General features: G+C 63.6%; 11 protein-coding genes. 6 read left to right on the forward strand and 5 right to left on the reverse strand.

All coding sequences use genetic code 11. The features are described 5' to 3' along the window. The first annotated feature begins 90 nt into the window (after positions 1-90). Positions 91-1914, forward strand: coding sequence for a tetratricopeptide repeat protein (locus G4Y73_RS12650; RefSeq protein ID WP_164232103.1), 1824 nt, complete (start codon positions 91-93; stop codon positions 1912-1914). Between the two features lie 14 nt (positions 1915-1928). Here G4Y73_RS12650 and G4Y73_RS12655 read toward each other — a convergent pair whose 3' ends face one another. After that, positions 1929-2690, reverse strand: coding sequence for an NUDIX domain-containing protein (locus G4Y73_RS12655; protein WP_164232105.1), 762 nt, complete (start codon positions 2688-2690; stop codon positions 1929-1931). A 21-nt stretch (positions 2691-2711) separates the two neighbouring features. Continuing rightward, the gene (mgtE, locus tag G4Y73_RS12660; protein WP_205596637.1) at positions 2712-4091 is read right to left on the reverse strand and encodes a magnesium transporter; all 1380 of its coding nucleotides are present in this window, start codon (positions 4089-4091) and stop codon (positions 2712-2714) included. Positions 4092-4239: 148 nt separating this feature from the next. Between mgtE and G4Y73_RS12665 the strand changes: the two genes are divergently transcribed. From G4Y73_RS12665 to G4Y73_RS12675, 3 genes are read left to right on the forward strand one after another with little or no spacing between them, the layout of a single operon-like run. Then, positions 4240-4989 carry a nuclease-related domain-containing protein gene (locus G4Y73_RS12665; protein WP_164232110.1) on the forward strand — a complete coding sequence of 250 codons (750 nt, stop codon included), beginning with the start codon at positions 4240-4242 and terminating at the stop codon, positions 4987-4989. Positions 4990-5047: 58 nt separating this feature from the next. After that, positions 5048-7105, forward strand: a complete 2058-nt coding sequence (locus G4Y73_RS12670; RefSeq protein WP_164232112.1) for a S9 family peptidase — start codon at positions 5048-5050, stop codon at positions 7103-7105. Position 7106: 1 nt separating this feature from the next. Next, positions 7107-8075 carry a patatin-like phospholipase family protein gene (locus G4Y73_RS12675; protein ID WP_164232114.1) on the forward strand — a complete coding sequence of 323 codons (969 nt, stop codon included), beginning with the start codon at positions 7107-7109 and terminating at the stop codon, positions 8073-8075. 43 nt (positions 8076-8118) lie between these two features. Here G4Y73_RS12675 and G4Y73_RS12680 read toward each other — a convergent pair whose 3' ends face one another. The 3 genes from G4Y73_RS12680 to yghU are packed head-to-tail and all read right to left on the reverse strand — an operon-like array spanning position 8119 to position 10788. Further along, positions 8119-8646 carry a pseudouridine synthase gene (locus tag G4Y73_RS12680; protein WP_164232117.1) on the reverse strand — a complete coding sequence of 176 codons (528 nt, stop codon included), beginning with the start codon at positions 8644-8646 and terminating at the stop codon, positions 8119-8121. A gap of 53 nt (positions 8647-8699) precedes the next feature. Next, positions 8700-9881 carry a hypothetical protein gene (locus G4Y73_RS12685; protein ID WP_164232119.1) on the reverse strand — a complete coding sequence of 394 codons (1182 nt, stop codon included), beginning with the start codon at positions 9879-9881 and terminating at the stop codon, positions 8700-8702. 34 nt (positions 9882-9915) lie between these two features. Further along, entirely contained in the window at positions 9916-10788 is an 873-nt protein-coding gene (yghU, locus tag G4Y73_RS12690; protein ID WP_164232121.1) for a glutathione-dependent disulfide-bond oxidoreductase, read from the reverse strand. A gap of 167 nt (positions 10789-10955) precedes the next feature. On the opposite strand from yghU, the gene G4Y73_RS12695 reads away from it, so the two are divergent. Then, the gene (locus tag G4Y73_RS12695) at positions 10956-11933 is read left to right on the forward strand and encodes a class I SAM-dependent methyltransferase (protein ID WP_164232124.1); all 978 of its coding nucleotides are present in this window, start codon (positions 10956-10958) and stop codon (positions 11931-11933) included. Positions 11934-12036: 103 nt separating this feature from the next. Beyond that, positions 12037-13461, forward strand: a complete 1425-nt coding sequence (gene pyk / locus G4Y73_RS12700) for a pyruvate kinase (RefSeq protein ID WP_164232126.1) — start codon at positions 12037-12039, stop codon at positions 13459-13461. Positions 13462-13685: the final 224 nt, after the last annotated feature.

Raw genomic sequence — 13685 nt, forward strand, 5'->3', positions numbered from 1 at the left:
GTATGATGCCAGTTGCACCTCGGGCGTGCCGTGGAAGGGGACTTGAAGCGGCGGCTTAACTCGGCACAGCTTTAATCGCATCTTATCTTTATGAGCTTCTGGAAAGAACTACAGCGCCGCAATGTATTTCGGGTGGCAGCGGCGTATGTCGTCGTCGCCTGGTTGCTCATCCAGGTAGCCGAGACGATCCTGCCGATCTTCGAGGTGCCGGATGTCTTCCTGCGAGGCGTGATCCTGGTGCTGGTCCTCGGCTTTCCGCTGGCATTGTTCTTTGCCTGGGCTTTCGAACTCACGCCCGACGGCGTCAAGCGGGAAAAGGAAATCGATCGCGAACACTCGGCGGCGCCGAGAACCGGGCGAAGGCTTGACCGGGTCATCATCGTGGTGCTTCTGCTGGCGGTGGGTTATTTCGTGGCTGACAAGTATCTGTTGACGGCTGACCAGGCGTCACAGGCCCCGGAAACCGCCGGGGAGATAGATGAATCCGAGCCTGTCGCCGGAGACGCAGATGATTCCCGGGGCGAGAATTCCCTGGCCGTTCTGGCCTTCGACGACATGTCGCCGGACAACGACCAGGAGTACCTGGCCGACGGCATCGCCGAGGAACTGCTCAACCTGCTGGCCCGCATTCCGGACCTGAGGCTGATTTCCCGCTCCTCGTCATTCGCCTACAAGGGTCGCGACGTCTCGATCCGGAGAATGGCCGAGGAACTCGGCGTGGCCTACATCCTGGAAGGCTCGGTGCGCAAGGCCGGGAACCAGGTGCGCATCACGGCGCAGTTGATCGACGCCCGGGAAGACTCGCACGTGTGGTCACACACCTACGACCGCACCCTCGAGGACATCTTCGCCATCCAGGACGAGATTGCCGCCGCGGTCGTCGATGAGCTCAAGGTCACGCTGCTGGGCGATACGCCCACGGTCGTTCCGGTCGATCCGGAAGTCTACGAGCTGGTCCTCAAGGGCAGGCATTTTGCGAACATGAGCACGCCGGAGTCGTTCGAGCAGGCCAGGGAGTATTTCGAGGCTGCCCTCGAGATCGATCCCGACAACGCCGAGGCGCAAATCGGCCTGGCCGTGATTCTCATCAATGAAACGGGTTTCGGCGTCAGGTCCCGGGAGGCGGCGCTGCCCCAGGTGCAGGCGCGGTTGGAGAACGTGCTGAGCGCTCATCCGGATCATGCGAAGGCGAACAGCATGATGGGCTGGAAGTCGATGCAGTTCGAGAACGACTGGTCGGGCGCGGCAGCGTATTTCGAACGTTCGCTGGAAGAAGCGCCGACCGACATGAACCTGGTGTCCAACGCGCTGGTGTTGCTGTATGCACTGGCGCGGCTGGAGGAGGCGAGTGCGCTCTACCAGACCGTGATCGAGCGTGATCCGCTCAACCACCACGCACGGTCCAACCTGGCCAGGATCCAGCTGGATGCCGGTCACCTCGACAAGGCCTTGGTGTCCGTGCAGGAGGCGCTTCGTCTGAGTCCCAACGCTTATGGCTCGAATGCGCTGCTGGGCCGTATCTATCTTCAGCGGAGTGATCCCGAGCGGGCCGCCGAGGCCTTTCGGTTAGAGGTTTCCCACGTCGATGGGGAGTTGGGGCTGGCGATGGCCGCCCTTGATCTGGAGCCTCGCGAGGTATTCGAGCGCCGACGCGACGAATGGCTCGATCAATGGGCTGAGGACTATCCCTTCAAGGCGGCCATGCTCTCGGGCTACGCCGGGGAAGTCGACCGGGCGTTCGAGTGGCTAGAAGGGATCGCCCGCGGCGGCCTCAGCGACTCGTTCTGGAAACCCGAGTTCGATTCGCTTCGTGACGACCCGCGCTGGGATGCGCTACTCGAGCGCCACGGACTTGCACCCGAGCAGCGCGAGGCGATTCAGTTCGAGATCGAGATTCCCGGTCCGGACGCCTGAACCTGGCTTCCAGACTATCCACCGGTCTCGTTCGACATGAAGATCTCGTAATCGTCCGGGTGGCCCATGTAGTTGTCGAGGTTGACGGGCGAGAGCGGATCGGCCGCCAGTGCTGCTTCAACGACACGCCGGTTGAACGGTGAGGTGGCCTTGCGGGCCAGGTATTCGTCGACCGGCATCCACAGGGCCTTTTCCAGTTCGTCACCGTCGAGGCGAATGTCGAAATCAAGCGGTTTCAGCCGGCACACGGCGTAGATGTTGGAAGCACCGAACTGGCCGCGGTGGTGATGGCGCATGCCGACCAGTCCGTGGAACTCGGTCCGAATCCCGGTTTCCTCGAACACTTCGCGAATGGCCGCATCGGCCAGGTGCTCGCCCCGTTCGAGCATGCCGCCGGGCAGCTTGAGGTGCTCGGGCCGGTCAACGCGGTCGCGTTTCTCCAGCACGACCAGAATGTGATTGTCATCGGACAGCACCAGACCGCCGGCGCCGATGCTGTGGGTGCAGGCCTCCGGAATGTAGGCGGCCTCGACCAGGCGCTGGACCAGCATCAGGGTTTCGTTGCGGCAGTGGTGCAGGGTGAAGCCAAGGTCCAGGGCCTCGGGCAGCAGCTCGCCCCGGCGAGCCGGTATCTCGAGCCAGGCCAGCTTGAGTCCCTCCCGCGTCCACGCTGCCAGCGCAGTTGCGATCGCATCGCGAAACGCGGCGGCTTCCGATGGTAGTTCGCTGCCGGCGATAAAGACACCGCCATATCGGTTTCTCAGTCCCTGAAGCATGGCCTCGATCTCGCCTGAGCGCTACAGCAGGATTAACGTTGCCAGGCCCAGGAAGGCGAAGAAGCCGACCACGTCGGTCACCGTCGTGACGAAGGGACCGGAGGCCAGGGCCGGGTCGATGTTTAAACGCTCGAGCACGATCGGAATGACGATGCCGCCGAGGGCTGCGCCCACCAGCGTGAATGCCATGGCCAGCGCAATCACGGCGCCGAGCATGGGGATGCCGAACCATAAGCCGGCCACCAGGGCCATGACGATACCGAAACCGATGCCGTTGATGGCGCCCACCTTGATTTCGCGCCAGCTGACGCGAAGCGCATTGCGCCGCGTCAGTTCGCGCGTGGCGATGGCGCGCACGGCCACGGTCATGGTCTGCGTACCGGCGTTGCCACCCATCGAAGCGACGATCGGCATCAGTACGGCCAGGGCCACCATCTGGTCGATGGTGTCGGCATAGAAGCCGATAACGACCGAGGCAAGAATCGCCGTGACCAGGTTGACCATCAGCCAAACCGCCCGGGCACGCGTGGTCTGCCAGACGGTATCGGCCAGGCTGGAATCTTCGTCGACGCCGGCCAGGCGCAGGATGTCCTCCTCGTGCTCCTCGTCGAGTACGGCCATGGCATCGTCGATCGTGATCATGCCGGCCAGGCGACCGTGCTCGTCGACCACTGGTGCGGAAATCATGTGGTAGTGATTGAACAGGTAGGCGACATCGGCCTCTTCATCGGTGACGCTAATCGTTCGGAAACTGGGTTCAATGATTTCGGTCAGCAGTACGTGTCGCCGGGAGGACAGCAAGCGGCCCAGGGTGATGTAGCCCACCGGTTTCATCGCTGGCGAGACCAGGATGACGTGGTAGAACTGGCCCGGCAGGGATTCGTCGTTGCGGATGTAGTCGATGGCCTGGCCGACGCTCCAGTCTTCCGGAACCGCGACCAGTTCGCGCTGCATCAGGCGGCCGGCGGAGTACTCCGGGTAGGACAGGGCGCCTTCGACGCCGATGCGGTCCTTGATCTCGAGCGCTTCGAGCAGGCGTGCCTGCTGTTCTTCTTCCAGGTCTTCGACCAGGTCGACGACATCGTCGGAATCGAGGTCGCGGATGGCTTCGGCCACGACTTCCGGCGGCATGGCTTCGAGTAGCGGTTCGCGTACGGATTCGTCGAGTTCCGACAGGACTTCGCCGTCGATGTCGTCGCCCCACAACTCGACCAGCGCCATGCGCTCGGGCTGGCTGATCTGCTCGATCAGGTCGGCGACGTCGGCGGCGTGCAGGGGCTCGAGCAGTTCATTGAGCTGATCGGAGTCCTGGGCTTCGACGGCATCGATGACAGACTGGATATGCGCCTGTTCCAGGCCCTCTGAGATGTCTTCCTTCTCCGGCGGTGTCTCTTGCTGCACGGGAATTCTCCTCGGTGGATCCTCTGGCTGGTGGCGGTTCATTCAGATCGATGATCCGCCTGCCTTGCTCCTGAATTATTGCAGGTCTGCGTCCGGGGCAGGATAAATCGAATACAAAGTATCGCGCTCGCATCGGTAAACTGGCGCCATGGCCGATACCCGACTCGTTCTCGATTACCCGCCCCTGAGCCGCCACCGCCAGGAGCTGCAGGAGCAGCGGCGCCTGCGCCGGCGCCGTCTGGCGATCGCCGTGCCGGTGGCCATCCTGGTCGTGCTGGCGGCAGCCCGCCTGAGCCTGCCGCTGGCCGTCATGCTCGGCGGCATCGGCGCGCTGGTGCTCTTCTTTATGGCCCTGCCGGGCACGAGTTCGGTCGATGCGGGGCAGTTGGCCGGAGTAGAGGGGGAGGTGAACGTACTCCAGAGGCTGGCGCAGCTGCCCGCGGATTTCCTGCTGCTCAACCGCGTTCGCCTGCCCGACGAAACGCTGACCAACGGCGAGCGCGAGCTCGATTTCGTCGTCGCCGGGCCGACCGGCTTGTGGGTGATCGAGGTCAAGAACACGCCGGGCCATGTTCGCGTGCGACCGCAGGAAAAGCACTGGCCGCTGGCCCGGCGCGCTGGCTGCGGCAGCCGGCCGAGCTGGAACGCCATGGCCAACCCGATCCCGCAGGTGCGTGAGCAGGTGGGGGCGCTGGAACGCTGGTTGTTGCAGCGGGGTGTGACCGAGCGGGCCATGCCGATGGTGGTGCTGGCGCATCCGGAAGTGGCGCTCAGCGATGCCGATCAGGCCGATGTGCCGGTCCTGGTTCGCGACCAGGTGGCGCCGTATCTGGCCAACGCCGCCCGGGCTCCCGTCGATGCCTCCACGATTGCGGTGCTTGAGCGGCTCAGGGGCTGAGCAGGTGCGGAGTTCGGGTTAGACTGCCGGTCCGGTCCCGTCCAAGGAGTCTCGAACGATGTTTCAGTTCAATCATTTCAACCGCGCGTTTCTCTCGATGATCCTGTTGCTTGCGGTCGGAATGAGCGTGGCCGCTGCCGAAGATCAGCGCTTGCGCTCCGAGGACTTGTTCGACCTGCAATACGCCAGCGAGGTGCAGATTTCCCCCGACGGCGAGCAGGTGGTCTACGTGCGTGCCATCAACGACATCATGAACGATTCGACTCGCTCGAATCTGTGGATGGTCGACCGCGACGGCGGTGATCACCGACCGCTGCTGTCCGGGCGCGACAGTTATTCGTCCCCGCGTTTCTCGCCTTCGGGCGATCGCCTGGCCTATGTGGCCGATGACGGCAAGGGCAAGACCCAGCTCTTCGTGCGCTGGATGGACAGCGGCGACACGGCCATGGTGACCAACCTGGTCGAATCTCCTTCATCGATCGCCTGGTCGCCGGATGGCAAGTCCATCGCCTTCACCATGCGTGTGCCGGCCGAGAAGCCCTCGCTGGCCGAGGCGCCCAAGAAGCCCGAAGGCGCCGAGTGGGCGCCCGATCCGGTGTTGATCGACAGCGTCGTCTATCGCTTCGACGGGCGCGGCTACATCGACCCGGGGTTCAGCCACATCTTCGTGGTGAGTGCCGACGGCGGTGCGGCGCGGCAGCTCACCACGGGTGATTTCGATCACGGTGGTGCCCTGGCCTGGATGCCCGATGGCAGCGGCCTCGTGTTCTCGGCCAATCGTTCGGACAACTGGCAGTACGAGCGCAATGAGCGCGATCTCTATCGCGTCGATGTAGACAGCGCCGAGATCGAGCAGCTCACCGATTTTGCGGGTGTGGAGTCCAGCCCGGCAGTCTCGCCCGACGGTCGCCAGATCGTGTTCGAGCGCGACGATCATCAGGGTCGCCAGTATTCGGTGTCGACCCTGGCTCTCATCGATGCCGATGGTGGCAACCTCAGCGTTCTCGGCGAAGACCTGGATCGGTCGATGAGCGATCCGGACTGGGTCGACTCCGACACGATCTACTTCCGCTATGACGACCGTGGTCAGCGCAAGGTCGCGCGTATTGATCGTCGCGGCCGTATCGAGACCATCGTCGATTCCATCAGCGGCACCAGCATTGGCCGGCCCTATCTCAGCGGCAGTTTTTCCGTGGCTGATGACGGGCAGGTGGCCTTTACCCGTGGCACGCCGCAGCGCCCATCCGACGTCTGGGTTCAGCCGCGCCGCGGTGATGCCCGGCGCCTGACCGATCTCAATGCCAACCTGCTCGATCATCGCCGCCTGGGCGAGGTCCACGAGATTGTTTACGAATCTTCGATCGACGGCACCGAGATCCAGGGCTGGTACCTGACGCCGCCCGACTTCGATCCCGAAAAGCGCTACCCGGTGATCCTGGAGATCCACGGCGGCCCACACCTGGCCTACGGCCCGCACTTCTCCGCCGAGATGCAGCGCTATGCGGCGGAAGGCTACGTGGTGTTCTACGACAACCATCGCGGCTCCTCGTCCTACGGCGAGGAGTTCGGCCTGAAGCTGGAACACAAGTACTCGTCGGAGTATGACTTTGCCGATCACATGTCGGGCGTCGATGCGCTGATCGAGCAGGGCTTCGTCGACCCCGAGCGCCTGTTCGTCACCGGTGGTTCGGCCGGCGGCATCGCCGCCGCCTACGCCATCGGCCTGACCGACCGCTTCCGCGCGGCGGCGGTGGCCAAGCCGGTGATCAACTGGATTTCCAAGACCCTGACCGGCGATATCTACACGACCCAGATCGAACACCAGTTTCCCGGCCTGCCGTGGGAGGAGTTCGAGCATTACTGGAAGCGCTCGCCGCTGTCGCTGGTCGGCAATGTCACGACGCCGACGCTGCTGATCACCGGCGAGGACGACTTCCGCACGCCGATGTCGGAAACCGAGCAGTACTACCAGGCGCTCAAGCTGCAGCGGGTCGACACCGTGATGGTGCGATTGCCCGAAACCTCACACGGCATCGCCAGCCGGCCATCGCGTCTGATCGCCAAGATCGACAATATCCTGGCCTGGTTCGAGCGCTACGACGACAGTGAAGACTGACGTGTCGAAGTACGGCCACCGCTTGCTGCTCGGCACGTTGTGCTGGCTCCTTGTGGTGGCCGGTTCCTGGGCCTCAGCCGATGAGCCGGCTGCGGTCTGTCCCGAACCGGATGTCGCCCTTGTACTGGGTTCCGGGGGTGCGGCGGGACTAGCGCATATCGCCATGCTGCGCGTGTTCGAAGAGAGAGGCATCCAACCGCGTGTCGTCGCCGGGTCGAGCATCGGGGCTATCGTCGGCACCCTGCACGCCTCCGGCATGGATGCCGACGAAATGGAGACGCTGTTTCAAGAGTTCGGGGGCTCCGCCCTCAACCCCTTCGCCGGCCTGTTCGGCGGTAGCGTAGCGCCAAGCCTTCGGGAGCTCATCGAGATCGACCTGGGTAACGGCAGCCTGCTCGACTCCAATCGCTTCGTCGATTTCGTCGGCGAGCGCATGGATGCGCGGACGTTCGACGACCTCGACGTTCCCTTGTCGATCGTGGCCACCGATTTTTGGTCCGGCGAGCCCCGGGTGATCGACACCGGTGAACTGCTGCCGGCCATGCGCGCCAGCATGGCCGTGCCCGGCGTATTCGCCCCGGTGCGCGAGGGCGAAGACTTGCTGATCGACGGCGGCGCTTCCAACCCACTGCCGGTTGATGTGGTGGGTAATCACGACATTGTCGTGGCCATCGACGTGACCGGCTCGCGGAAGCACAATTCGGGCGGGGCCCCGGATATCAGCGACTTGCTGTTCAGTAGCTTCGAGATCATGCAGCAATCGATCATTCGAGCGCGGCTGCGCGATTACCCGGCCGACATCTACATCAAGCCGGGACTCGACGACATCCGCATGCTGCACTTCGACCGCGTCGACGAGATTCTCGAACGCTCCGAACCCGCCGCCCGCGAACTCGCCAAGCAGCTGCAAGAAGTCATCTCCAGGCGCTGTTCGGAATCGGCCCCGATCGAGCGCCGAGATAATCCGTAGTCGGTAGGATGCGTGGAGCGCCAGCGCAACGCATCTGTCCCCGTCACTCCACCCGCTGCCACTCCCCCGGCGCCAGGCCGCCCACCGACCACTCCCCAATCGACCACCGAATCAATCGCAACGTCGGATGCCCCACTGCCGCCGTCATTCGCCGCACCTGCCGATTACGCCCCTCGCGCAACACGATTTCCAGCCACACGTCGACCACGTTCTTGCGATAGCGCACGGGCGGATCGCGCGGCCACAGGCCTTCGGGTTCAGGGATGCGGCGCACGTCGGCGGGCCTTGTTCGGCCGTCGTTGAGCTCGACGCCGTGGCGTAGTTGATCGAGCGCTGCCTCGTCGGGCTCACGCTCAATCAGCACCTGGTAGGTCTTGGGCAGCTTGAACTTGGGCGAGGCGATACGCGCCTGCAATCTGCCGTCGTCGGTGAGCAGCAGCAGGCCTTCGGAATCCTTGTCCAGCCGCCCCGCCGGGTAGACGCCGGGCACGTCGATGTAATCGGCCAGGGTTAAGCCCTCGCCGGAGAACTGGCAGAGCACGCCGTGTGGTTTGTTGAACGCGATTAGCATGGGGCAAAGGATAGCCGGTGCGGGGCGTCACTTCCCGGCCAGGTATATCCGATTCACTGCGCTCGGCGTTCGGTGGTTACGTCGATAGGTTCGTGCTGCATTCCGTGCTGGTTCCAGGCCGTCAGGCGCCACTGGCCGGGCGGCAGTAGAAGGGGTGCGGATTCGCCCGGGTACAGCAGTAGCCGCTCGACGGGTACTTCATCGAGGGATTGATCGGGCGAGCGTGCTTCGATGACCACGCGCTTATCATCGGCCAGAAAGGCGTCGGGAACCGCAATGGCAATATCTCCGGTTGCAAAACGCCAAACCGGCCGTTTCTGTTCGAATCGCAGCGGCGGATGGGCGAGCACGATGTCGATGGCTCCAGGACTCGGAAGCGCAGACTCCGCGTCGACAATGCGCAATCCCTCGGCTGCGTTCTCTGCTGTGGCCGATTCCACGGAACAGTGCGTCTGCGAGATCGTCAGCGGATCGATTCCGGTCTTGCGCTTCAGGCGCGCGGCAAACCACTCGATTTGCTGCCCAAAGTTGTCCACCGGTTCTTCCAGGGCGTGGGAGTAGCCGACGTGCACCAGAATGCGCTGCTCGGGGTTGTCGCTCAGGACCTCAGCGATCAGGTTTTCGGCCTGCGCTTCCTCGCGCGTGATCACTCTCTCGGCCGTGCTGCTGTCTTCAGGTTGTTTCTGGTGCTCGCGAATCTCGTAGGCGACGAAGCGGTAGCCCGCGCCCTCAAGTGCGTGGAGCTGACGACCGAAAATCGGCTCATTGGAATAGAAGCCCAAGTCGCCTGAGACTTTCCCGGGTTGTTTTTCCTCCAGCGCGCGGTGATCAAAGGTCTCGGCCCCGAACAGCTGGAACTCGTCGGATAGCTTCAGCCCCAGTTTCTCGATGACGTACCGATGCAGCGGCTGATCGTGCGCTTCATTGATGATGACGATCTGCGCATCGCGCGCCCGCCCTGCAATGGTTTCCAGCGCATCGCCCTGGACTATGGCGCAGGGCCGGGGCTTGGATCTGTCGGGCTTGAATCGAGCGGCCAGATCTTCGCGCCCGGCGAACGGGAACATCTGCACGGCGATCGAAGCTTCCCTGCCCTCGGCGTTCCATCCATCGAGCTCGTCGGGCAGGCGTTTGAACAGTTCCTGGACTGGTCCCGGTGGGGATTCTGTGCTTTCGGGGAGCTCTTCGGCGCTGATTTCCTGCGTCTGCAACAACAATACGAGTGCAGCGGTCATTACGCCAATGACGAGACCTCCGATGCCGCCACCATTACTCATCGCCGATCTTGTCCCAGGTGCGATGCTCGAAGTCGCTGGCGTCGTGGCGTTCGCGCAGCTGGTTTTCGGGCTTTCCGAACACCGAGTTGACCATGCGGGCGCGCTTGACGGCGGGACGCGCGTCGATGGCCTTCGCCCAGCGCTGCACGTTTTCGTACTCGTGTACCTGCAGGAACTCGGCCACTTCGTAGACGCGGTCGAGCGCCAGGCAGCCGTACCAGGGCCAGATCGACATGTCGGCAATGGTGTAGTGATCGCCGGCAATGTATTCGTGCTCGGCCAGTTGCCGGTCGAGCACATCGAGCTGGCGCTTGACCTCCATCGTGTAACGATCGATGGCGTACTTGATCTTGACCGGCGCGTACTTGTAGAAGTGCCCGAAACCGCCGCCCAGGAAGGGTGATGCGCCCATCTGCCAGAACAGCCAGTTGAGCGTTTCCGTGCGGCCGGCCGGGTCTTCGGGGATGAAGGCCCCGAACTTCTCGGCCAGGTAGAGCAGGATGCTTCCCGACTCGAATACCCGCCGCGGCGGATCGACACTGTGATCGGCCAGGGCCGGGATCTTGGAGTTGGGGTTGATGGCGACGAATCCCGATGAAAACTGCTCGCCCTTGATGATGTCGATCAACCAGGCATCGTACTCGGCACCCTCGATGCCCCGTTCCAGTAACTCCTCGAACAGCATGGTGACCTTGACGCCGTTGGGCGTGGCCACCGAGTAGAGCTGATGCGGATGCTTGCCAACCGGCAGAGCCCTGTCGTACTTGGCGCCGGCGGTCGGCCGGTTGATCCTGGCGAAGCGACCGCCGCTTTCGGCCGTTTCCCAATTCCAGACTTTCGGCGGTACGTACTCTTCCTGGCTCATCCCGGTTTTGCTCCTGTAGACGTCGGTTGTCCCTACCAATGTTTGAGCGCCGGTGGCACTCCTCAACGACCCGAGGCTAGGTAATTGTGCGTAGTGCCTGAGCCCGTACGTTGCCGTTACCGGCCAAGGTGTTGATAATGCAGGTTCAATTGGCTGGAGATTCGATCATGAAATATCTGATCCCCCTCGTATTGATGTTCGCGCTGCTCGGCTGTCGCTCCGAGTCGGAAGATGTCTCTGGTGGTGAGGATGATACCGCCGCTCAGACCGCAACCGAATCTGGCGCCGAGATGGATTCCGCGGAGGCGCCCGAAGATTCCCTGGACACCCCTGCGGATCGTTCAGCTCAGCGCCTGGATCAGGCACTCGAGGCCCAGCCCGAAGAGGTCAAGGCGCGCTACGACGCTCGCCATCCGCGCGAGACACTCGAGTTCTTCGGCATTGAGCCCGGCATGACCGTGGTCGAAGGCCTGCCTGGCGGTGGCTGGTACACGCGCATCCTTCTGCCGTATCTCGGATCCGACGGCCAGCTCATCGGCGCCAATTATGCATTGGACGTGTGGCCGCATTTCCCCTTCGGGAGCGAGGATTTCATCGAACAGATGCGGCAATGGCCGGAGACCTTCCCCGAAGAAGCTGAGGACTGGTGCGAGGAAGACTGTGCGTCGGTATCGACGTTCAACTTGGGCTCGCTGCCGGCGGAGCTTGCCGGGACGGCCGATGTTGTGGTCTACATTCGCCTGCTTCACAACCTCGCGCGTTTCCAGAACGCCGGCGTCGACGACTATCTCGACCAGGCGCTGGCGGATGCCTATGCGGTCCTCAAGCCCGGCGGTACCTTCGGCGTTGTCCAGCACGAAGCGCGCGATGACATGCCCGATGACTGGGCCGACGGCAGTGCCGGCTATCTCAAGAAGTCATTCGTCGTCGAGCGCGCCGAGGCCGCCGGCTTCGAACTGGTCGATGAGAGCGACATCAACAGCAACCCCAACGATCGGCCGAGCATCGACGAGGTCGTCTGGCGGCTGCCCCCGTCGCTCAACGTGCCCGACGATGCGGAGAACGCCCAAGCCCTGCGGGACCAGTACGAGGCGATCGGCGAGTCGAACCGCATGACCCTCAAGTTTCGCAAGTCGGGTGATTGACATGTCTCCAGAATCACTCGTGCAGTGACTGATCCGGGCTAGTGCTCGAGCCGGTGAGAAAGAACGATAAGAATGTCATAGCAGCAGCGCTACACTAGGCAGCATGACTCGAAGAACCAAGATCGTTGCCACCCTGGGGCCGGCCACCGACGAGCCGGACGTACTCGAGCGCCTGCTGACCGCCGGCTGCGATGTCGTGCGCATCAATTTCTCGCACGGCGACGCCGAGACCCACGCCCGGCGGATCAAGATGGTGCGAGCGGCGGCCCGCGAACTCGACACCGACGTGGCCGTGCTGGCTGACCTGGCTGGGCCGAAGATCCGTATCGACCGCTTTCGGGAAAGCTCGGTCCAGCTCAAGGCCGGTGACGCCTTTGCGCTGTGGGCGCGCGAGAATCCACCGGCTGGCGACGAGAGCGGCGTTGGTGTGGCCTACCTGGGCCTGGTCGATGATGTCGAACCCGGGTCCGAGTTGTTGCTCGACGACGGGCTGATGGCCCTGCGGGTGGAGCGGGTCGAGGGCGACACGATTCACTGCACGGTGCTGACCAGCGGCAAGCTGTCCGACCGCAAGGGTCTGAACCTGCGCGGCGGTGGCCTGTCGGTGCCGGGCATTTCCGAGGCCGATGCACGCGATATCGAGCGCGCCGCGGAATGGCAGGTCGATTACCTGGCCGTGTCCTTCCCGCGCGGGGCCGAGGACATGCAGCGCGCCCGCGAACTGCTCGAAGCCGCCGGTGGGCATGCCGGCCTGGTGGCCAAGATCGAGCGTGCCGAGGCGATCGAGAATCTTGAGGCGATCATCGAGGCGTCCGATGCCGTGCTGGTCGCCCGCGGCGACCTGGGCGTGGAAATCGGCGATGCCGAGCTGCCGGGCCTGCAGAAGCGCATCATCTCGGCTTCGCTGGCGGCCAACCGGCCGGTGATCACCGCCACCCAGATGATGCAGTCGATGGTCGAATCACCCATTCCGACCCGGGCCGAGGTGCTGGATGTGGCCAATGCCGTAATCGACGGTACCGACGCGGTCATGCTTTCGGCCGAAACCGCCGTGGGCCGTCATCCCGTGACTGTAATCGAGGCCATGCGGCGGGTGTGCAAGGGTGCCGAGCGCCACGTCGAGGCGCACGTACCGATGGGCAAGATCAACGTGCGCGCCGAGCGCATCGACCAGGCAGTTGCGATGGCCACGATGGTCACGGTCCACAATCTGCCAGTGAAAGCCATCATCGCCCTGACCGAGTCGGGCTCGACCGCTCAGTGGCTCAGCCGCGTGCGCTCGCCGGTGCCGATCATCGCACTCTCTCCCAATCGCGCCAGCCTGCGCCGAATGCGCCTGTTCCAGCACGTGCGTCCGCTGCTGTTCGTGCCCGAGAACTCGCCCACGCCCAGTCAGGCCCGCGCAGCACTCGAACGTGCCCGGCGCGCCGGCCTGGTCGAGGCCGGCGATCGCGTGCTGATGACCCTGGGCGACGAGCAGGGCGTGATGGGCGGGACCAACACCATGAAAATCCTGACTGTGGAATGAAAAGCAGAAACCACCGAATTCACTGCGAGGAGGAATACCGCAACCCCCTGTCGTCCCGGCCCATGAGCCGGGACCTCGCACCTTGTGGGTCGGCACGGCCCAACTCATAGCCAGCCGAGAAGTGCGAGGTCCCGGATAGCTGCTGCGCAGCTTCCGGGACGACAGATTCCATTCCCGGATGAAGTCGGCGCCGTGGCTGGCTACAATAGCGGACTGATTTCTCA

Source organism: Wenzhouxiangella sp. XN201, assembly GCF_011008905.1.
GTDB lineage: Bacteria > Pseudomonadota > Gammaproteobacteria > Xanthomonadales > Wenzhouxiangellaceae > Wenzhouxiangella.

Coding starts and splice junctions, on each gene's coding strand:
- G4Y73_RS12650 (WP_164232103.1), top strand. CDS start 91: ATGAGCTTCTGGAAAGAACTACAGCGCCGCAATGTATTTCGGGTGGCA.
- G4Y73_RS12655 (WP_164232105.1), bottom strand. CDS start 2,690: ATGCTTCAGGGACTGAGAAACCGATATGGCGGTGTCTTTATCGCCGGC.
- G4Y73_RS12665 (WP_164232110.1), top strand. CDS start 4,240: ATGGCCGATACCCGACTCGTTCTCGATTACCCGCCCCTGAGCCGCCAC.
- G4Y73_RS12670 (WP_164232112.1), top strand. CDS start 5,048: ATGTTTCAGTTCAATCATTTCAACCGCGCGTTTCTCTCGATGATCCTG.
- G4Y73_RS12680 (WP_164232117.1), bottom strand. CDS start 8,646: ATGCTAATCGCGTTCAACAAACCACACGGCGTGCTCTGCCAGTTCTCC.
- G4Y73_RS12685 (WP_164232119.1), bottom strand. CDS start 9,881: ATGACCGCTGCACTCGTATTGTTGTTGCAGACGCAGGAAATCAGCGCC.
- yghU (WP_164232121.1), bottom strand. CDS start 10,788: ATGAGCCAGGAAGAGTACGTACCGCCGAAAGTCTGGAATTGGGAAACG.
- G4Y73_RS12695 (WP_164232124.1), top strand. CDS start 10,956: ATGAAATATCTGATCCCCCTCGTATTGATGTTCGCGCTGCTCGGCTGT.
- pyk (WP_164232126.1), top strand. CDS start 12,037: ATGACTCGAAGAACCAAGATCGTTGCCACCCTGGGGCCGGCCACCGAC.